Raw genomic sequence first — 17,585 nt, 5'->3', positions numbered from 1 at the left:
TTGAAGCCTGGACCATCCCGCTGTCAGTGCATTACGTCACGAAATGGACAGTTCTTTTGGTCGGGTGTTTAGGGGTGTTATGCCCTGGGGACCCTGCTGACCTGCGTAAATCCATTCCCCCAGGAGATACGTCACATCCTGGGGGAGATTGGATCACGATTCAGCAGAGGCGCAACCCGGCCCTCGGGTCACCAGGCTCAGCTGAGGCGCTCGATGACCATCGCCATGCCCTGGCCGCCGCCGACGCACATGGTCTCCAGACCGAACTGCTTGTCGTGGAACTGGAGGCTGTTGATCAGGGTGCCGGTGATGCGGGCGCCCGTCATGCCGAAGGGGTGACCCACGGCGATCGCGCCACCGTTGATGTTCAGCTTGTCCTCGTCGATGCCGAGGTCACGCGCGGAGGGGATGACCTGCGCGGCGAACGCCTCGTTTATCTCGACCAGGTCGATGTCGCCGATGCCGAGACCGGCACGCTTCAGCGCCTGCTTCGACGCCTCGACCGGGCCGAGGCCCATGATCTCGGGGGACAGGCCCGAGACGCCGGTGGAGACGATGCGGGCGAGCGGCGTCAGACCGAGCTCGCGGGCCTTCGTGTCGGACATGATCACGAGGGCCGCGGCGCCGTCGTTGAGCGGGCAGCAGTTGGCCGCCGTGACCAGACCGTCGGGGCGGAACACCGGCTTGAGGCCCGAGACGCCCTCCAGCGTGACACCCGCGCGCGGGCCGTCGTCCTGCGAGACGACCGTGCCGTCGGGGGTGGTGACCGGGGTGATCTCCCGCTCCCAGAAGCCGTTCTTGATGGCCTGCTCGGCCAGGTTCTGCGAGCGCACACCGAACGCGTCCATGTCCGCGCGCGTGACGCCCTTCGTCCGCGCCAGGTTCTCGGCGGTCTGGCCCATCGCGATGTACGCGTCCGGGACGAGGCCGTCCTCGCGCGGGTCGTGCCAGGACGCGCCCTCCGACTCGGCGACGGCGGCCGTACGGGCCTCCGCCTCGGCGAACAGCGGGTTGTGCGTGTCCGGCAGCGAGTCCGAGTTGCCCTTCACGAAGCGCGACACCATCTCGACACCGGCCGAGATGAAGACGTCACCCTCGCCGGCCTTGATCGCGTGCAGCGCCATGCGGCTGGTCTGCAGCGACGACGAGCAGTAGCGGGTGACCGTACATCCCGGCAGGTGATCCATGCCCATCTGCACGGCCACGATGCGGCCCAGGTTGTTGCCCTGCTCGCCGCCGGGCAGACCGCAGCCGAGCATCAGGTCGTCGATGTCCCGCGGGTCGAGCTCGGGGACCTTGGCCAGCGCGGCCTGGACGATCGTGGCGGTCAGATCGTCCGGGCGCAGGTCCTTGAGGGACCCCTTGAACGCGCGGCCGATGGGGGAGCGGGCGGTCGAGACGATCACGGCTTCGGGCATCAAGGCTCCAAGAGGTCTACGCGTACGGGCTGTTCGCCTACGAGCTAAAGGCAGGACCGTCAGGGAAGTTACCTGTACGTACCGTCCAGGTCACCGGTGTGCGCGTGTGATGCCTGACGCATTTTTCTAAGCGCTTGCTCAGGGCGATGCCGGGGTAGGGGCGTCAGTGAAACGGCTGGATGTCCAGCGGCGTCGGATCCTGCGTCGCCACCCGCCTGCGCCTGCGGCGCTTCAGCAGGGCCCAAGGACCCCTCGGGCCCGTCGGCATCGCGGCCGTCACCTCCGTACCGCCCTCGGCCGCCGCCTGAGCCGCAGCCCTGGCCACCGGCAGGAAACCCTCGCGCCGCGACACGTCCGGACGCTCCTCCTCCGGCCACAGCCCCAGCGACGCGCACAGCGTCGGCAGCACCGCCATCGCCGCCGTCGCATACCCCTCGGCCGACGGGTGGTAGTTGTCGGGACCGAACAACTCCCGCGGGTTCGCCAGGAACTCCGGGCCGAGCAGGTCGCCCAGCGACACCGTACGACCGCCCTGCTCCACCGTGCCGATCGTCTGAGCCGCCGCCAGCTGCCGCGAGGCGCGCCGCGCCAGATACCGCAGCGGCTGGTTCACCGGCTCGATCGTGCCCAGATCCGGGCACGTCCCCACGACCACCTCGGCACCCGCCGTACGCAGCCTGCGCACCGCAGCCGACAGATGACGCACCGACCGGGTCGCCGGCATCCGGTGCGTCACGTCGTTCGCGCCGATCATCACCACGCACACGTCGGGCACCCAGTCCGGATCCGAGAGGATCACCGCGACCTGCCGGTCCAGATCGTCCGACCTGGCGCCCGGCAACGCCACGTTGCGCAGCTCCACCGGACGCTCGGCCACCGCCGCGAGACCCGAGGCGAGCAGCGCGGCCGGAGTCTGCCGGGCCCGGTGCACGCCCTGCCCCGCCGCCGTCGAGTCCCCCAGCATCGCGAACCGCAGCGGCTCCGTCTCCGCCACCTCCGTGGCCGGACGCTCGGCGAACACCCTCCCGTACAGACCGTTCGCGGAGGGGACCTGCACGCTCCCCCTGCCGTGATTGCCCACCTGCCGCTTCGCCAGCTGGACCTCCGCGATCACCAGACCGACCGCGGCCGCGCCGACCAGACCGATACCGCCGCCGCCGTACGCCGCGCCCGCGGCGATCCGCCGTGCCACCCTCGCCCTCGACATACGTCGCAGCCACCTGCCTCTGCGTAGTCCTTTTCAGCCGTACATCCAGTCATTGCCCCGTAAGCACCGTCGGCCAATCGCAACGGGCGATGAAGGGGCGGCACTCGGCTTACGCTGACCGCACATCACATCGCGGATCCCTCACAGATCCATCGCAGCCCGGAGACAACGGTGCAATTCCACGACTCGATGATCAGCCTCGTCGGCAACACCCCGCTCGTGAGGCTCAACAGCGTGACCGAAGGCATTCAGGCAACCGTCCTGGCCAAGGTCGAGTACTTCAACCCCGGCGGTTCGGTCAAGGACCGCATCGCCCTGCGCATGATCGAGGCGGCGGAGGAGAGCGGCGCCCTCGAGCCCGGCGGCACGATCGTGGAGCCGACCAGCGGCAACACGGGTGTCGGCCTGGCCATCGTGGCGCAGCAGAAGGGGTACAAGTGCATCTTCGTGTGCCCCGACAAGGTGAGCACCGACAAGATCAATGTGCTGCGCGCTTACGGCGCCGAGGTCGTCGTCTGCCCGACCGCCGTCGACCCCGAGCACCCGGACTCGTACTACAACGTCTCCGACCGCCTCGTGCGTGAGACGCCCGGCGCCTGGAAGCCGGACCAGTACAGCAACCCCAACAACCCCCTCTCGCACTATCACTCCACCGGCCCCGAGCTGTGGGAGCAGACGGAGGGCCGGATCACGCACTTCGTGGCGGGCGTCGGCACGGGCGGCACGATCTCCGGGACCGGCCGCTATCTGAAGGACGCCAGCGAGGGCCGCGTCCAGGTCATCGGCGCCGACCCGGAGGGCTCGGTGTACTCCGGCGGCTCCGGCCGCCCGTACCTCGTGGAGGGCGTGGGTGAGGACTTCTGGCCGACCGCTTACGACCGCACGGTCGCGGACGAGATCGTCGCGGTCTCCGACAAGGACTCCTTCCAGATGACCCGCCGCCTCGCCAAGGAGGAGGGTCTCCTCGTCGGCGGCTCCTGCGGCATGGCGGTCGTGGCGGCCCTCCGCGTGGCGGAACGCCTCGGCCCGGACGACGTGGTGGTCGTCCTGCTGCCGGACAGCGGGCGCGGGTACCTGAGCAAGATCTTCAACGACGAGTGGATGGCCGACTACGGCTTCCTCGCCGACACCGGCACGAGCGCGCGAGTGGGCGACGTGCTCCAGGACAAGGAGGGCGGGGCCCTCCCGTCACTCGTCCACATGCACCCGGAGGAGACCGTCGGTGAGGCCATCGAGGTGCTCCGCGAGTACGGCGTCTCGCAGATGCCCATCGTGAAGCCGGGAGCCGGGCACCCGGACGTGATGGCCGCCGAGGTCATCGGGTCCGTCGTCGAACGGGAGCTGCTCGACGCGCTGTTCACGCAGCGTGCCTCGCTCGGCGACCCGCTCGAGAAGCACATGTCGGCGCCGCTTCCGCAGGTCGGCTCGGGTGAGCCGGTGGAGGACCTGATGGCCGTGCTCGGCTCCGCGGACGCGGCGATCGTCCTGGTGGAGGGCAAGCCCAAGGGCGTGGTCAGCCGCCAGGACCTGCTGTCCTTCCTCGCGAAGAGCGGCGGGAAGTAGCGCGATGTGAACGGGAGCGGGTTCGTGCAATCGGTACGAGCGCGTCACGTGCGCGCAGCACCCGCTTAACACGCGTCCGGCACATTGGTGGGTGTCGGCAGGGGTGGGAGCGGCTCCCCGCCCAGGCCGGCACCGTAGCGGCGTCAGGACCTCCGGAGCGGCTCCCGGACCTCCATGGACGCCTGCGGACGCGGTGACCCGGCCCTGACCCGGTTCCGTGTCCTTCGCGGGGACCGCCGTCGTCCCGCCCCCCGTCAACGGGGGTGCGGCGGTCCCCGCGACATACTTTTGCGGGCCCTCGGCCACTGGCCCTCGGCTACTCGACGAACAGGCCCCGTTCGGTGGCGCGTGTGTCGAATTCCTCCAGGCGGGCCTGTGCCTCGGGCAGGTTGTCGCACATCGCTTCCAGGAGCACGCGTCCGAGCAGCATCGGTGAGCACGCCGTGTCGAAGGCGAGGCCCTCGCCGACCGCGGCGGGCAGGAGCAGGTCCGAGTGCTTCGCGACGGGGGCGAAGGCCGAGTCGGCGACGGTGACCACGGTGAGGCCGGCCGACTTGGCGTAGGCGAGCGCGTCGACGACCTCTTTGGGGTGGCGGGGCAGCGCGAAGCAGAGGAGGGCGCTCGCTCCGGCGCGCACGGCGGCGTCGACGCGGTCGGCGAGCATCGTGCCGCCCTCGTCGAGGAGCCGTACGTCGGGGTGGACCTTCGCCGCGAAGTACGAGAAGCCGTAGGCCTGGGAGGCGGCGGCGCGCAGGCCGAGGACGAGGAGCGGGCGGGAGTCGGCGAGGACGCGGCCCGCGCGTTCGATGGGGGCGGGGTCGGCGAGGAGCTGCGCGAGGTGGCGGAGGTTCTCGATCTCGGCCTCGACGGCCTGCTGGTACTCGTTGGCCGAGGTGGCGGTGGGGGGTTCGGCAGGGGCGACCTCGCGCAGGTGTTTGCGCAGGGCGGGGTAGCCGTCGAAGCCGAGTGCCACGGCGAAGCGGGTGACGGAGGGCTGGCTGACCCCGGCGAGCTCGGCGAGTTCGACGGAGGAGAGGAACGGGACGTCGGCGGCGCGGCGCACCATGCAGTGCGCGATGCGGCGCTGCGTGGGTGTCAGGCGGTGTACCTCGAAGAGCTGCTGGAGTCGTGCGGCAGGGCTGTCGTTCATTGCGTTCCCCCGGTTCCGTCATGTCCGTGTGGTGTGTCTGTTCCGTCGGCGATGCGGGTGAAGCTGTCCAGGAGTCCCGCCGCGGCCCGGGTGACATCTTCCGTCAGGGGGCGGTCGGTGGCGTCGGGGTCGAGGACCGAATCCGCGAGTGCGAAGGCGCGGCCGACCGGGAGTTCGGGGTCGGGGCGCATGTCGCGCTGGCGCAACGCCCTTACCGCGGCGACCAGTTCGCAGCCGACGACGAGGCGGTAGGCCTCGCAGACGCGCAGGGTCTGGCGGGCGGCCAGGGACGCGAAGCTGGCCTGTTCCTCGACGCCGCGGGAGAGGACCGCGTGGCCGAGCGAGGCGGGGGCGGCGAAGGCGCGCAGGTCGCCGAGGGCCGCTCCGGCCGCGTATTCGAGGATCATCACGCCCGACGAGGCGGGTTCGCCGTCGGCGAGGAAGGGGCGCAGGCGGGTGTAGGAGGGTTCGTTGAGGGTGGACAGGCGTGAGGTGGAGAGCCGGGCGACCTGGGCGATGGCGAGCCTGAAGTGGTCGAGCGCCAGAGCGAGTTGGGCCATGTAGAAGCCGCCGTGATGGTAGGCGGCCATGTCCTGGGGGGAGATGAGGGGGTTCTCGGCGGCGGCGTTGATCTCGACGGTGAGGACGTCTTCGAGGGCATCGGCGGCGTCCTGGGCCGGGCCGTGGATCTGGGGGACGCAGCGGAAGCCGTACGGGTCCTGGATGCGGCCGAGCGGCGGGGTCGGGCGTTCGGGGGCGCCGAGGATCGTGCGCATGCGGGCGGCGACGGTGTACGAGCCGCGGTGGTGGCGGGCCTCGTGGACGGGCAGGGCGTACGCCTCGTAGGAGCCGTCGACGGCCAGCAGGGAGAGTGCGGCGACGAGTTGGGTGGCGGAGATCAGGTCGCGCAGTTCGTGGAGGGCGAGTGCGGACTGGCCGAGGGTCAGAGCGTTGCTGCTGATGAGAGCGAGGGCGTCGTTGTTGTCGAGGGGCTGGGCCTCGGGGGCGCCGTCGCCGCGCCAGGGGTGTTCGCCGGCGAGGGCGAGGCCCATCTGGGCGAGGGCGGCGATGTCGCCGGTGCCGACGGAGCCGAATTCGTTGACGACGGGGTAGGCGCCGGTTTCCAGGGCCTCGCACAGGGCTGTGACGACGGTGGGGCGCAGTCCCGCGCCGCCCGCGAGGAGCTGGTTGGCGCGGACGGCGAGCATGGCGCGGACCTGGCGTGCGGGCAGTTCGGCGCCGATGGCTCCGGCGTGGCTGCGCAGCAGGCGCAGGCCGTGGTCGGCGGCGGCCTCGGTGGGCACGTCCTCGTTCCGGTTCGCGCCGACGCCGGTGGAGCGGCCGTAGACGCGGCCCCAGGCGGCGATCTCGCGGGCGGCGTTCCAGGACTCCTCGACGCGTTTCATGGCGTCGGTGCCGGGGACGGGCCTGGCGGCGGAGTCGGCCAGGCGGACGACGTCGGGCACGGGGAGCCCGTGCCCGTCGAGCACGACGACGGGCGTGGGACGCTGGGGGGCCGTCATGCGGGGCTTACCCGCGGTGTCCGCGATGTGAGACGACATGGTGCGCCAAACCCTCCTCAACCGGACGTTTTTTCTCGTCCCTCGGTCGCGTTAACCAGCGATTTACCTGGCGATGTGCGCCGGGGCATTGACAATTTATTCAGATACAGAGAACTCTGCATGACGATATGCAGCCCGGGCAAGGGGACTCCACATGATCCAGTTCGATACGGTCCACAAACGCTTCCCGAACGGCACGACGGCAGTGCACGACCTGACGCTCGACATGCCGGAAGGGGGCGTGACCGTCTTCGTCGGGTCCTCCGGTTGCGGCAAGACGACCAGTCTGCGGATGATCAACCGGATGGTCGACCCGACCTCCGGCACCATCCGCGTCGGCGGCCGTGACGTCCTCGAGCAGGACGCGGCCGAGCTGCGCCGCTCCATCGGGTACGTCATCCAGCAGTCCGGGCTCTTCCCGCACCGCACCGTCCTCGACAACATCGCGACGGTGCCGCTCCTGCTCGGCTGGGGCCGGCGCAAGGCGCGGGCGCGGGCGGCCGAGCTCCTGGAGACCGTCGGCCTCACCGCCGAGGCCGGCAAGCGCTACCCGCACCAGCTCTCCGGCGGCCAGCAGCAGCGCGTCGGCGTGGCCCGCGCCCTCGCCGCCGACCCGCCCGTCCTGCTCATGGACGAGCCGTTCGGCGCGGTCGACCCCGTCGTACGTACCCAGCTCCAGGACGAACTCCTGCGCCTCCAGCAGGAGTTGAACAAGACCATCGTCTTCGTCACGCACGACATCGACGAGGCCGTGCGCCTCGGCGACCGGATAGCCGTCTTCCGTACGGGCGGTCACCTCGTCCAGTGCGCGCCGCCCGCCGAGCTGCTCGCCCGACCGGCGGACGACTTCGTCGCCGACTTCCTGGGCGCCGAGCGCGGCCTGAAGCTGCTGTCCCTGACCACGCTCGCGGACGTCGGCCAGGGGCCGGCCCCCGAGGGCACCGGCTGGGAACTGGTCCTCGACGCGGCCCGCAAGCCGCTGCTGTGGCGCGACGAGGGCACCTCGGCCGAGGTGCCGGTCCGCCCGCTGCGGGACACGGACTCGCTCCTGTCGGCGCTGAACGAGTCGATCGCGGCGCCCGGCGGCCTCGTGGCCCGGGTCGACGCGGACGGCGTCCTGACGGGCGTCACGTCCCGCGACGAGATCCACGACCGCGCGGGCCTCGCCCACATAGCCGCCGGCACGCGCGTGGACACGCCCAAGGACACGAAGGACGCGGACGCGAAGGACACGGCGGACACGGACGTGGCCTCATGACCATCGACTGGTCCTGGATATCGGAGCACACCTCCGACCTCACCACGCTCACCGTCTCGCACCTCCAGGCCGCCCTCTCCGCCGTCCTGCTCGGCCTGGTCATCTCGCTGCCACTGGCCGTCGTCGCCCATCGCGTCAAGCCGCTGCGCGGCTTCCTGCTCGGGTTCTCGAACGTCCTGTTCACGATCCCGTCGATCGCGGTGTTCGTCCTGCTGCTCCCGGTCTCCGGACTCACCCGCACCACCACGGTCATCGGCCTGACGATCTACACGCTCGTGGTGCTGCTGCGGAACACCGTCGAGGGCCTCGACTCGGTGCCGGCGAAGACCAAGGAGGCCGCGAAGGCCATGGGGACGCGCCCGCTGCGCACCCTGCTCACCGTCGAACTGCCCCTCGCGCTGCCGGTGATCATGGCCGGGGTGCGGATCGCGACCGTCATGTCGATCTCCCTGGTCTCCGTGGCGACGTACATCGGTGACGGCGGCCTCGGCCAGCTGTTCACCGACGGGTTCCAGCGCAACTTCCCGACCCCGGTCATCGCCGGCGTCGTGCTGACCCTGCTCCTCGCGCTCGCCGCGGACGCGGTCCTCGTCGCCGTGCAGTACGTGCTGACCCCCTGGACCCGCCGCCGGAGGAGTGCCTGATGTACGAGCTCTTCAAGAACCTCGGCGCGTGGCTGGTCGACGGCGACCAGTGGGCGGGCCCGGACGGCATCGGGCACCGCCTCGCCGAGCACCTCCAGTACTCGCTGCTCGCCACGCTCATCGCGGCCGTCATCGCCCTGCCCCTCGGCCTGCTCATCGGCCACACCGGGCGCGGCGCGTTCCTCGCGATCAACCTGTCCAGCTTCGGCCGCGCGCTGCCGACCGTCGGCCTGGTCGTCCTCGTCTTCCTGGCGAGCGGCCTGTCCATGTGGCCGGTCTACATCGCGCTCGTGGCCCTCGCGGTCCCGTCGATCGTCACCAACACCTACGCGGGCATGACCGCCGTCGACCCGGAGGTCAAGGACGCGGCGCGCGGCCAGGGCATGCGCGGCCACCAGGTCCTCCTCCAGGTCGAGCTGCCGCTCGCGATGCCGCTGATCATGACCGGCCTGCGGCTCGCCCTGATCCAGGTCGTCGCGACGGCCACCATCGCCGCGTACGTCTCCTTCGGGGGCCTCGGCCGCTACGTCTTCGACGGGCTCGCCCAGCGCGACCTCGTGCAGGTGCTCGGCGGTGCCGTCCTCGTGGCGGTCGTCGCCGTCGTACTCGACCTCGGGCTCTCCGCGCTGCAGCGCGCCCTCTTCCGCCACCGTCCCGCCAAGTCGGCCTAGGAGCACGCAAGATGAACCGCAGGACTGTCCTCGGGGGCCTGTTCGCCGCAGCCTCCGTCCCCGCGCTCGCCGCGTGCAGCGGCGGCATCACCTCTCTCGACGGCCAGGGCTCGGGCGGCGGGGGCGGTGGCTCCAGCAAGAACGGCGTCACCATCGGCACCGCCAACTTCACCGAGAACCAGGTGCTCGGCTACCTGTACGCGGCGGCCCTCGAAGCGGCCGGTGTGAAGACGAAGGTGCGCCCCAACCTCGGCACCCGCGAGATCCTCATCCCCGCCCTCAAGGGCGGCGACATCGACCTCCTCCCCGAGTACCAGGGCGCCCTCCTGCACTACCTCGACCCGAAGTCGACGGCCACCGAGGAGGGCGAGATGCAGAACGCCCTCGCCGTCGCCCTGCCCAAGGGCCTGCAGATCCTGCCCTACGGCCTGGCGGAGGACTCCGACGCGTTCGTCGTCACCGCCGGGACGGCGAAGAAGTACAAGCTGACCTCGCTCGCCGACCTGGCGAAGCACAACGGCAAGCTCGTCATCGGCGCCGCCCCCGAGGTGAAGAAGCGCCAGGTCGGTGCGGTCGGCCTGAAGGACGTGTACGGCGTCGAGTTCAAGGAGTTCAAGTCCCTCGACTCGTCGGGGCCGCTCGTCAAGGGCGCCCTGAAGAAGGGCGACGTCGACGTGGCGAACCTCTTCACCACCGACACGGACATCGTCGACAACCACTGGGTCGTCCTCACCGACCCCAAGAACCTCGTCCCCGGCCAGCACGTCGTCCCGCTCGTCGCCGACCGCAAGGCCGACTCGACGGTCCGCAAGGCGCTCGCGCGCCTGGGCAACGTCCTGACGACGGAGCAGCTCACCGAGCTCAACCGGCAGGTGGACAAGGAGAAGAAGGACCCCGAGGACGTGGCGAACGCGTACGCGCGTCAGCACGGGATCAGCAAGACGAGCAAGGACTGAAGGAGAGTCGGATCATGGCCGAAGCACTCGTGGAGCGGCGCTCCATCGACGTAGTCCCCGACGGGGAACGCCACGGCACGGCGTTCTCGCAGTTCACGCTCTGGCTCGGCGCGAACCTCCAGATCACCGCCGTCGTGACGGGCGCGCTCGCCGTCGTCTTCGGCGGCGACGTGGTCTGGTCGCTGGTCGGTCTCGTCGTCGGCAACCTGCTGGGCGGCGCCGTCATGGCGCTGCACTCGGCGCAGGGCCCCAGGCTCGGCCTGCCGCAGATGATCCAGTCCCGCGCCCAGTTCGGCGTGCGCGGCGCGGTGGTCCCGCTGCTCCTGGTGATCCTGATGTACGTCGGGTTCTTCGCCAGTGGCAGCGTGCTCGCCGGGCAGGCGGTCGGTGAGCTCACGCACACCGGCGACACCACGGGCATCATCGTGTTCGCCCTGGTCACCGGCGCGATGGCGACCGTCGGCTACCGCGTCATCCACGCCCTCGGCCGGGTCGCCAGCATCGTGTGCGCCGTCGCCTTCGTCTACCTCGGCATCCGCCTCCTGGACCGGGTCGACCTGTCCGCGCTGCTGCACGACGCGCACTTCGACGCCCCGATGTTCCTGCTCGCCATCTCGCTCTCCGCGTCCTGGCAGCTCGCCTTCGGCCCGTACGTCGCGGACTACTCGCGCTATCTGCCCCGCACGACCTCGGCGAAGGCCACGTTCTGGTGGACGCTGTCGGGGTCGGCGATCGGCTCGCAGTGGTCGATGATGTTCGGCGTCCTCGTCGCGGCGACCGCGGGCGAGAAGTTCCTCGACAACCAGGTCGGTTACGTGGTCGGGCTCGGCGGCGCCGGGATCATCGCCTCGGTGCTGTACTTCGTGATCGCGCTCGGCAAGCTGACCATCAACGTGCTCAACACGTACGGCGGCTTCATGTCGATGGTGACGAGCGTCAGCGGATTCCGGGGCCAGAAGGTCCTCTCGCAGCGCGGCAGGGCCGCGTACATCACGCTGATCATGATCGCGGGCACGGTGGTCGCGCTGGCCGGCAAGGACAGCTTCCTGTCGTCCTTCAAGGACTTCCTGCTGTTCCTGCTGACGTTCTTCACGCCCTGGTCGGCGATCAACCTGGTCGACTACTACCTGATCTCCAAGGAGCGGTACGACATCCCGGCCCTCTCCGACCCGCACGGGCGCTACGGTGCCTGGCGCTGGGACGCGCTCGCCGTGTACGCGGTCGGGCTCCTCGCCCAGCTCCCGTTCCTCGCCACGCACTTCTACACGGGCCCGCTCGTCGCACCGCTCGGCGGCGCCGACGTCTCCTGGATCGTGGGGCTCGTGGTGCCGGCCGTCCTGTACTGGGTCGTGGCCCGGCGCAACACGGCGCACATCCCCGAGCGGACGCTGCGGGAGCCGGTGGCGGCGGAGTAGGGCCCGGCCCAGGGACAAGAGGGGGGCTAGCCCCACTGCCACGGCGGGATCCACTCCGTACCGTAGGCCGGTATGGAAGCCCGTGACGCCGAACTCAAGAAGGAACTCGACGCCACCCTGCACGCGCGCAGGGAACTCGGCGAAGAGTACGAGTCCGCGCTCGTCGACTCGTTCCTGGACAAGGTCGAGCAGCGCCTCGACGGTGCCGTGGACCGCCGCGTGCGGCGGCAGCTGGCGGAGCAGCAGATGGTCGTCGCCCGCGGCGCGCGCTCACCGCGCGGCGACAGCGACAGCTGGGGCGAGCGCTTCGGCTTCGGCGTCGTCTCCCTGGTCCTCGCCATCCCGCTGTCCGCGATCGCCGTCGTCAACGCCGATCTCCCCGGCCTGCTGATCGCCTGGACGGGCATCGTCGGCGTGAACGCGCTGCAGGCGGTGCGGGGGATGCCGAGGTTCGGGTCGCGCAAGGAGCGCGACTCCTCGGACTGGGAGGACTGAGCCCCCGCACGCGCGGGGGACGCCGCACCCGGCGGGGCGCGGCGTCGTCCCTGAGCGGGCGGGAGGGCCAGGAGGCTCAGACGTCCAGCTCCGCCTCGATCTTCTTCAGCTGGTGGCGTGCCATCGCCAGGTTCGCGCGGCTCGAGTCGAGGACCAGGTACAGGAAGAGGCCGTTGCCGGAACGCCCCGACAGCAGGCGGATCAGGTGGTACTGGGTGCCGAGCGTGATCAGGATGTCCTCGATCTCGTCCTTGAGTCCGAGGTGCTCCATGGTGCGGAGCTTCGCCCGTACGACGTCGGTGTTGCCCGCGGCGGCCACTTCGAGGTCGAAGTCCTTGCTGCCGCCGATGGTGCCGAGCGCCATCCCGCTCGTGTAGTCGACGAGCGCGGCGGCGGTGGCGCCTTCGATCGAGGTGACGGCGTCCTTGAGGGAGGCTTCGGTGTTGGCCATGGTCGGTCCTTTCGAGGGATGCGCGTGTGCGGTGGAGTCGGTCAGGAAGCGGGCGGGGGCGGTACGGGGCGTGTCGGCAGCCGCTGTTGCCGGGGCGACGGCCGTGGCTGGCGCCGGTCGGGCGCGGGCCGCGGTTCGACGGGTGTCAGGACGTCCGCCACGAGTTCGCCGATACGCGCCCCGGAGCGGCGGCCCTCCAGGTGCAGGCGGCCGACGCTGACCTGGTCGTCCGCGAGCAGCGTCAGGACGGCTGACGGGCCGGCCGCGTAGGTGGCCACATAGCCGTGCGTGCCGCGCACGAGGAGTTCGCGGAGGTCGCCGCGCCCCGTCGCGTCGGCCATGCGCAGGGCCACGCCGAGCGAGGCGGCGGTGAGCGCGGCGATGGACTCGGCGTCCACGCCCGGGGTGTCCTGGGCGAGGACGAGCCCGTCGACACCCGCCGCGAGCGCACCCGTGAGGCGGGGCATGCGAGCCCTCAACCGGTGCAGTTCTTCGAGGACTTCTGCCTCGGCCGTCATCAGCTGTCTCCTCTCGGCACGCTGGCGGAGCGCGCGTCTCACAGGGCCTCCAGCGCGTCTCTGAGGCGGCGTAACAGGGCGACATCGGCGTCGGCCGACGCCGTGCCCGCCCAGGCGGGCACGGCCGGGGCGGGCGGCAGCGGACGCGGCGCCGCAGCCCGTACGAGGCCGGCGGCGGCGAGCCTGCGCAGATCCACCAGGGTGTGGAAGGCGGGCCTGCCGAGGACGTGGGAGATGTCGGCCGCGGTGCGCGCCCCGTCCACCAGGGCGAGGACCGCGCGCTGGCGCGGCGGCACGGCGGGGCTGTGGCCGCCGCCGTCCCGTTCGAGGGGTGCCGTGTCGGTCGCGGCGTCGGGCCGGATGCCGTGCAGCAGCTCGCGCCGGCGCAGCGTCTCGGCCTCCACGGACGCGACGGAGACGGGGTGGACGGTGCCGAACCAGTGGGCGGCGCCGTAGCGGAAGCGGGCCGGGGCGCCGCTGGGCGCGAGGGCGAAGAACGCGGCGTCGTAGAGGGCGCCCAGGTGGCACAGTTCGAGCGCGCCGTCGGTGAGCCGGCCGCTCTCCACGAGGTAGCGGCCGACCCGCTGCCGTGTCCCGGCCGCGTCGACGGCCTCCCACCAGCCGTCGGGGTGCAGGGTGCCGCCGGTGGTGAGCAGGACGTCGATGCCGGGCGTCGCGGGGCTCTCGGCGTGCACGACCTGTCCGTCGGCGAGGTAGAGCGTGCCGCGGTCGCGCAGCAGGGCGCCGGTGGCCCGCTCCTCGGCGAGGCGGCGCAGCATGGGGGAGACCCCGGCCGGTGCCGTGGTGCGCCCCTCGGCCCTGGCCGCTGCCGTCGCGGTCACCCGAGCACCAGCCGGTCCGCCATCTCGCCGAGCCGGATGCGGGACAGCGCCAGGTTGCCCTGTTCCCGGTCGAGCCAGAGATGGAGGAAGACGCTGCTGTCGAACGTGGTCCGCACGAAGCGCAGCACGTGATAGCCGTCGCGGCTGGTGACGATGACGTCCTCGACCGGCGGCTCGCCGGCGGACCAGTCGGCGCCGCCGGCGGGCGCGAAGGCGCGGTGCTCGGCTGTCATCCGGGCCAGCTCGGCGGCTTCCGCGGCGGTCGCCTCGTGGTCCCCGTTCGGCGAGTCCCCGACGGTGCCGAGGGCGAGCCCGCTGGTCCAGTCGACCACGGAGGCACCCCGCGCACCGGGCAGCCGCATGGCTTCCAGCAGGCACTCGTCGATTCCGGGCACACCGGACTCCTCCCGTACGTGACGTTCGGCCGTGTGCACGACGTTACGCAACGTACGGAGGCCAGGTGAGGGTTCTGGCATTTTCCAGTGGAACATGCGTGGAGCTACTAAAATCCGCCAACCGGCTTGATATCCGCGGGAGTCGGGGGCATCGAGCGTCTCCTGCGGGAGCTCCCGCAGGTCCTTGCGCGCAGGGCGCGAAGAACATCGACCACCTTCCTCGTCCGATAGATTGATGGGCCATCAATCCATGACCGGCAGGGTGAAGGGGCAGATGGTGGGGCACTTCGGTGAGCTGGAACGGGCGGTGGTCCTGATCGATCCCGCGCTGCCGGACTCTGTGCGCGAGGGGCTGGAGAAGATCACCGGCCGCACCGTGGCACGCTACGACGCGTCGTCCGCGCCGGATCCCGGGCAGCCCGTCATCCACGTGGGCCCGGTCCTACCGGAATCGCTGCGCGGAGGCCGACTCCGCTGGTTCCACAGCACCAACGCGGGCATCGACGCGCTCCTCGCCTCCGGAACCTGGCCCGAGGGCGCGCTCCTCACCCGCACCGTGGGCCGCATGGGCGAGCGGATCGCGCAGTACGTACTGGCGTGGATCCTCGCCGAGTGCCAGACCGTCCCCTCCTTCCTGGAGCAGCAGCGGCGCGCGGAATGGCGCCGCGTCCCCTCCGAACTCGCCGCGGGACAGCTCGCGTTGGTCTACGGCGCGGGCCGCATCGGCGAACGCGTCGCGGCATACCTGCGTGGCTGCGGCATCCGCACCCTGAATGTCGCGCGGACCGCCCGCACCCTGCCGGACGGCGGCGAGGTCGTGACGGCCGAGACGGCCGACGCCCAGCTCGGCCGGGCCCGCTGGGTGGTGTCCGCCCTCCCGCTGACCGCCGGTACGGAGAACTACTTCGGCGCCGAGCGCTTCGCCGCCCTGCGCGGCGCCACCTTCCTCAACACCGGCCGCGGGGCCGCCGTCGACCTGGCGGCGCTCGCCGCGGCCCTGGACGAGGGCACGGTGCGTGCGGCCGTCCTCGACGTGCTGCGCGAGGAACCCGCGGCGTCCGACGACGTGGTGTGGCGGCTGCCGCGCACCGTGATCACCTCGCACTCCGCGGGCATCACCGCGCCCGACGACGTGTGTGCCGACTTCGCGCTCTGCTGGGACGAGCTGCGCGCGGGGCGCACCCCCGTGCTCGCCGTGGACCCCGGCCGCGGCTACTGACACCCGCAAAGCCGTACCCGCTGTCCCCCTGTCCGCTGTCGCCACGCGCGTCAGTGGGACAACCCGCCGCGGACATGTATTGACTAGGCCTATTCAGGACGCCAGGATGTGAATAACTACGGCAACAGTTTCTAGGAGGCAGCCATGTCAGGACCCCGCCCCGTACGAGCCCCGCGCGGTACGGAACTGAACACCCTGGGATGGCAGCAGGAGGGCGCCCTGCGGATGCTCATGAACAACCTCGACGCTGAGGTTGCCGAGCACCCCGACAAGCTGGTCGTCTACGGCGGCACCGGTAAGGCGGCCCGCTCCTGGGAGGCGTTCGACGCGATCGTGCGCACCCTCAAGACGCTGGAGTCGGACGAGACCCTCCTCGTGCAGTCCGGCAAGCCGGTCGGCGTGATGCGCACGAACGAGTGGGCGCCGCGCGTGCTGCTCGCCAACTCCAACCTCGTGGGCGACTGGGCCAACTGGGAGGAGTTCCGCAAGCTGGAGGCCGAGGGCCTGACCATGTACGGCCAGATGACGGCCGGTTCGTGGATCTACATCGGCTCGCAGGGCATCGTCCAGGGCACCTACGAGACCTTCGGCGCCGTCGCCCGCAAGAAGTTCAACGGCACCCTCGCCGGGACCATCACCCTCACCGCCGGCGTCGGCGGCATGGGCGGCGCCCAGCCCCTCGCGGTCACCATGAACGAGGGCGTCGCCCTCTGCGTCGACGTCGACGAGACCCGTATCGACCGCCGCATCGGCACCCGCTACCTGGACGTGAAGGCCGACAACCTGGACCACGCCCTCGAGCTGGCGGTCCAGGCCCGCGACGAGCGCCGCGGCCTGTCCATCGGCGTGGTGGGCAACGCCGCCGAGATCTTCCCGGAGCTGCTGCGCCGCGAGGCCCCGATCGACATCGTCACCGACCAGACCTCCGCCCACGACCCGCTGGCCTACCTGCCCGTCGGTATCTCGGTCGAGGACTGGGACAAGGAGCGCGAGGCCGACCCGGCCGGCTTCACCGACAAGGCGCGCCACTCGATGCGCCTCCACGTCGAGGCCATGATCGGCTTCCTCGACCGCGGCGCCGAGGTCTTCGACTACGGCAACTCCATCCGCGACGAGGCCCGCAAGGCGGGCTGCGAGCGCGCCTTCGACTTCCCCGGCTTCGTCCCGGCGCACATCCGCCCGCTGTTCGAGGAGGGCCTCGGCCCGTTCCGCTGGGCCGCCCTGTCCGGTGACCCGGAGGACATCGCCAAGACCGACAAGGCGATCAAGGAGCTGTTCCCGGAGAACAAGCACCTGCACCGCTGGATCGACATGGCCGCCGAGCGGATCGCCTTCGAAGGCCTGCCCGCGCGCATCTGCTGGCTCGGCTACGGCGAGCGCCACCTGGCCGGTCTGAAGTTCAACGAGATGGTCGCCTCCGGCGAGCTCTCCGCCCCGGTCGCCATCGGCCGTGACCACCTCGACTCCGGCTCGGTCGCCTCCCCGTACCGCGAGACCGAGGCCATGAAGGACGGCTCCGACGCCATCGCCGACTGGCCGCTGCTCAACGCCCTGGTCAACACGGCCTCCGGCGCCTCCTGGGTCTCGATCCACCACGGCGGCGGCGTCGGCATGGGCCGCTCCATCCACGCCGGCCAGGTCTGCGTCGCCGACGGCACCGAGCTGGCCGCGCAGAAGATCGAGCGCGTCCTCACCAACGACCCGGCGACGGGCGTCATCCGCCACGTCGACGCGGGCTACGAGCACGCGGCCGACGTCGCGGCCGAGCGCGGGGTGCGCGTGCCGATGCGCGAGGGTGACGACGCGTGACGACTGCTTCCT

17 protein-coding genes are annotated in these 17,585 nt (G+C 71.1%); 9 read left to right on the top strand and 8 right to left on the bottom strand.

From position 1 onward, the window contains the following. Window positions 1-197 precede the first annotated feature (197 nt). Together ACIPWY_RS15800 and ACIPWY_RS15795 are read right to left on the bottom strand one after the other, a co-directional pair. The gene (locus ACIPWY_RS15800; protein WP_362897624.1) at window positions 198-1,418 is read right to left on the bottom strand and encodes an acetyl-CoA C-acetyltransferase; all 1,221 of its coding nucleotides are present in this window, start codon (window positions 1,416-1,418) and stop codon (window positions 198-200) included. Between the two features lie 163 nt (window positions 1,419-1,581). Then, on the bottom strand, window positions 1,582-2,625 hold the full coding sequence (locus ACIPWY_RS15795; protein WP_362897622.1) for an SGNH/GDSL hydrolase family protein: 1,044 nt from the start codon (window positions 2,623-2,625) through the stop codon (window positions 1,582-1,584). 171 nt (window positions 2,626-2,796) lie between these two features. On the opposite strand from ACIPWY_RS15795, the gene ACIPWY_RS15790 reads away from it, so the two are divergent. After that, window positions 2,797-4,188 carry a cystathionine beta-synthase gene (locus ACIPWY_RS15790; protein WP_362897620.1) on the top strand — a complete coding sequence of 464 codons (1,392 nt, stop codon included), beginning with the start codon at window positions 2,797-2,799 and terminating at the stop codon, window positions 4,186-4,188. 316 nt (window positions 4,189-4,504) lie between these two features. On the opposite strand, the gene ACIPWY_RS15785 is transcribed toward ACIPWY_RS15790, so the two are convergent. Continuing rightward, window positions 4,505-5,338 (bottom strand): MurR/RpiR family transcriptional regulator, encoded by an 834-nt coding sequence (locus ACIPWY_RS15785; protein ID WP_362897618.1) that lies wholly within the window; start codon window positions 5,336-5,338, stop codon window positions 4,505-4,507. Further along, on the bottom strand, window positions 5,335-6,900 hold the full coding sequence (locus ACIPWY_RS15780) for an aromatic amino acid ammonia-lyase (protein WP_393705439.1): 1,566 nt from the start codon (window positions 6,898-6,900) through the stop codon (window positions 5,335-5,337). Before ACIPWY_RS15780 ends, ACIPWY_RS15785 begins: the two co-directional genes overlap by 4 nt. A 154-nt stretch (window positions 6,901-7,054) precedes the next feature. On the opposite strand from ACIPWY_RS15780, the gene ACIPWY_RS15775 reads away from it, so the two are divergent. The 6 genes from ACIPWY_RS15775 to ACIPWY_RS15750 all read left to right on the top strand — a co-directional run bounded on the left by ACIPWY_RS15775 (window position 7,055) and on the right by ACIPWY_RS15750 (window position 12,339). Beyond that, window positions 7,055-8,158 (top strand): ABC transporter ATP-binding protein, encoded by a 1,104-nt coding sequence (locus tag ACIPWY_RS15775; protein ID WP_401533521.1) that lies wholly within the window; start codon window positions 7,055-7,057, stop codon window positions 8,156-8,158. Beyond that, entirely contained in the window at window positions 8,155-8,802 is a 648-nt protein-coding gene (locus ACIPWY_RS15770) for an ABC transporter permease (protein WP_362897614.1), read from the top strand. The genes ACIPWY_RS15775 and ACIPWY_RS15770 overlap by 4 nt, the downstream gene beginning before the upstream one ends. Then, entirely contained in the window at window positions 8,802-9,473 is a 672-nt protein-coding gene (locus tag ACIPWY_RS15765; RefSeq protein WP_362897612.1) for an ABC transporter permease, read from the top strand. Before ACIPWY_RS15770 ends, ACIPWY_RS15765 begins: the two co-directional genes overlap by 1 nt. Window positions 9,474-9,484: 11 nt before the next feature. Then, complete coding sequence (locus ACIPWY_RS15760) at window positions 9,485-10,429, top strand: ABC transporter substrate-binding protein (protein WP_393705440.1); 945 nt, start codon at window positions 9,485-9,487, stop codon at window positions 10,427-10,429. A 14-nt stretch (window positions 10,430-10,443) separates the two neighbouring features. Next, entirely contained in the window at window positions 10,444-11,844 is a 1,401-nt protein-coding gene (locus ACIPWY_RS15755; protein WP_401533518.1) for a purine-cytosine permease family protein, read from the top strand. A gap of 72 nt (window positions 11,845-11,916) precedes the next feature. Then, window positions 11,917-12,339, top strand: coding sequence for a hypothetical protein (locus tag ACIPWY_RS15750; protein ID WP_362897606.1), 423 nt, complete (start codon window positions 11,917-11,919; stop codon window positions 12,337-12,339). Window positions 12,340-12,415: 76 nt separating this feature from the next. On the opposite strand, the gene ACIPWY_RS15745 is transcribed toward ACIPWY_RS15750, so the two are convergent. Genes ACIPWY_RS15745 through ACIPWY_RS15730 form a run of 4 tightly spaced genes read right to left on the bottom strand, consistent with a single transcriptional unit; the run spans window position 12,416 to window position 14,545 of the window. Next, complete coding sequence (locus tag ACIPWY_RS15745; RefSeq protein ID WP_326775408.1) at window positions 12,416-12,790, bottom strand: hypothetical protein; 375 nt, start codon at window positions 12,788-12,790, stop codon at window positions 12,416-12,418. A gap of 41 nt (window positions 12,791-12,831) precedes the next feature. Continuing rightward, window positions 12,832-13,308 carry a roadblock/LC7 domain-containing protein gene (locus ACIPWY_RS15740; protein ID WP_401533514.1) on the bottom strand — a complete coding sequence of 159 codons (477 nt, stop codon included), beginning with the start codon at window positions 13,306-13,308 and terminating at the stop codon, window positions 12,832-12,834. A gap of 38 nt (window positions 13,309-13,346) precedes the next feature. After that, complete coding sequence (locus ACIPWY_RS15735; RefSeq protein ID WP_393705442.1) at window positions 13,347-14,150, bottom strand: transcriptional regulator; 804 nt, start codon at window positions 14,148-14,150, stop codon at window positions 13,347-13,349. Next, window positions 14,147-14,545 carry a hypothetical protein gene (locus ACIPWY_RS15730; RefSeq protein ID WP_100597931.1) on the bottom strand — a complete coding sequence of 133 codons (399 nt, stop codon included), beginning with the start codon at window positions 14,543-14,545 and terminating at the stop codon, window positions 14,147-14,149. The genes ACIPWY_RS15735 and ACIPWY_RS15730 overlap by 4 nt, the downstream gene beginning before the upstream one ends. A 250-nt stretch (window positions 14,546-14,795) precedes the next feature. On the opposite strand from ACIPWY_RS15730, the gene ACIPWY_RS15725 reads away from it, so the two are divergent. After that, window positions 14,796-15,764: an NAD(P)-dependent oxidoreductase gene (locus ACIPWY_RS15725; RefSeq protein ID WP_362897602.1), complete on the top strand. Its 969-nt coding sequence runs from the start codon at window positions 14,796-14,798 to the stop codon at window positions 15,762-15,764. A gap of 144 nt (window positions 15,765-15,908) precedes the next feature. Further along, window positions 15,909-17,573: a urocanate hydratase gene (hutU, locus tag ACIPWY_RS15720; protein ID WP_393705444.1), complete on the top strand. Its 1,665-nt coding sequence runs from the start codon at window positions 15,909-15,911 to the stop codon at window positions 17,571-17,573. Window positions 17,574-17,585: the final 12 nt, after the last annotated feature.

The sequence above is a fragment of the Streptomyces sp. NPDC090032 genome (assembly GCF_044748025.1).
Classification (GTDB): Bacteria; Actinomycetota; Actinomycetes; order Streptomycetales; family Streptomycetaceae; genus Streptomyces.
The sequence above is the reverse complement of the archived record's forward strand: the minus strand, read 5'-3'. Positions and strand labels throughout refer to the sequence as shown.

Excerpts from the sequence above, each read along its gene's own strand:
- ACIPWY_RS15800 (WP_362897624.1), bottom strand. The coding sequence starts at position 1,418 with ATGCCCGAAGCCGTGATCGTCTCGACCGCCCGCTCCCCCATCGGCCGC.
- ACIPWY_RS15795 (WP_362897622.1), bottom strand. The coding sequence starts at position 2,625 with ATGTCGAGGGCGAGGGTGGCACGGCGGATCGCCGCGGGCGCGGCGTAC.
- ACIPWY_RS15785 (WP_362897618.1), bottom strand. The coding sequence starts at position 5,338 with ATGAACGACAGCCCTGCCGCACGACTCCAGCAGCTCTTCGAGGTACAC.
- ACIPWY_RS15780 (WP_393705439.1), bottom strand. The coding sequence starts at position 6,900 with ATGTCGTCTCACATCGCGGACACCGCGGGTAAGCCCCGCATGACGGCC.
- ACIPWY_RS15775 (WP_401533521.1), top strand. The coding sequence starts at position 7,055 with ATGATCCAGTTCGATACGGTCCACAAACGCTTCCCGAACGGCACGACG.
- ACIPWY_RS15770 (WP_362897614.1), top strand. The coding sequence starts at position 8,155 with ATGACCATCGACTGGTCCTGGATATCGGAGCACACCTCCGACCTCACC.
- ACIPWY_RS15765 (WP_362897612.1), top strand. The coding sequence starts at position 8,802 with ATGTACGAGCTCTTCAAGAACCTCGGCGCGTGGCTGGTCGACGGCGAC.
- ACIPWY_RS15760 (WP_393705440.1), top strand. The coding sequence starts at position 9,485 with ATGAACCGCAGGACTGTCCTCGGGGGCCTGTTCGCCGCAGCCTCCGTC.
- ACIPWY_RS15755 (WP_401533518.1), top strand. The coding sequence starts at position 10,444 with ATGGCCGAAGCACTCGTGGAGCGGCGCTCCATCGACGTAGTCCCCGAC.
- ACIPWY_RS15750 (WP_362897606.1), top strand. The coding sequence starts at position 11,917 with ATGGAAGCCCGTGACGCCGAACTCAAGAAGGAACTCGACGCCACCCTG.
- ACIPWY_RS15745 (WP_326775408.1), bottom strand. The coding sequence starts at position 12,790 with ATGGCCAACACCGAAGCCTCCCTCAAGGACGCCGTCACCTCGATCGAA.
- ACIPWY_RS15740 (WP_401533514.1), bottom strand. The coding sequence starts at position 13,308 with ATGACGGCCGAGGCAGAAGTCCTCGAAGAACTGCACCGGTTGAGGGCT.
- ACIPWY_RS15725 (WP_362897602.1), top strand. The coding sequence starts at position 14,796 with ATGACCGGCAGGGTGAAGGGGCAGATGGTGGGGCACTTCGGTGAGCTG.
- hutU (WP_393705444.1), top strand. The coding sequence starts at position 15,909 with ATGTCAGGACCCCGCCCCGTACGAGCCCCGCGCGGTACGGAACTGAAC.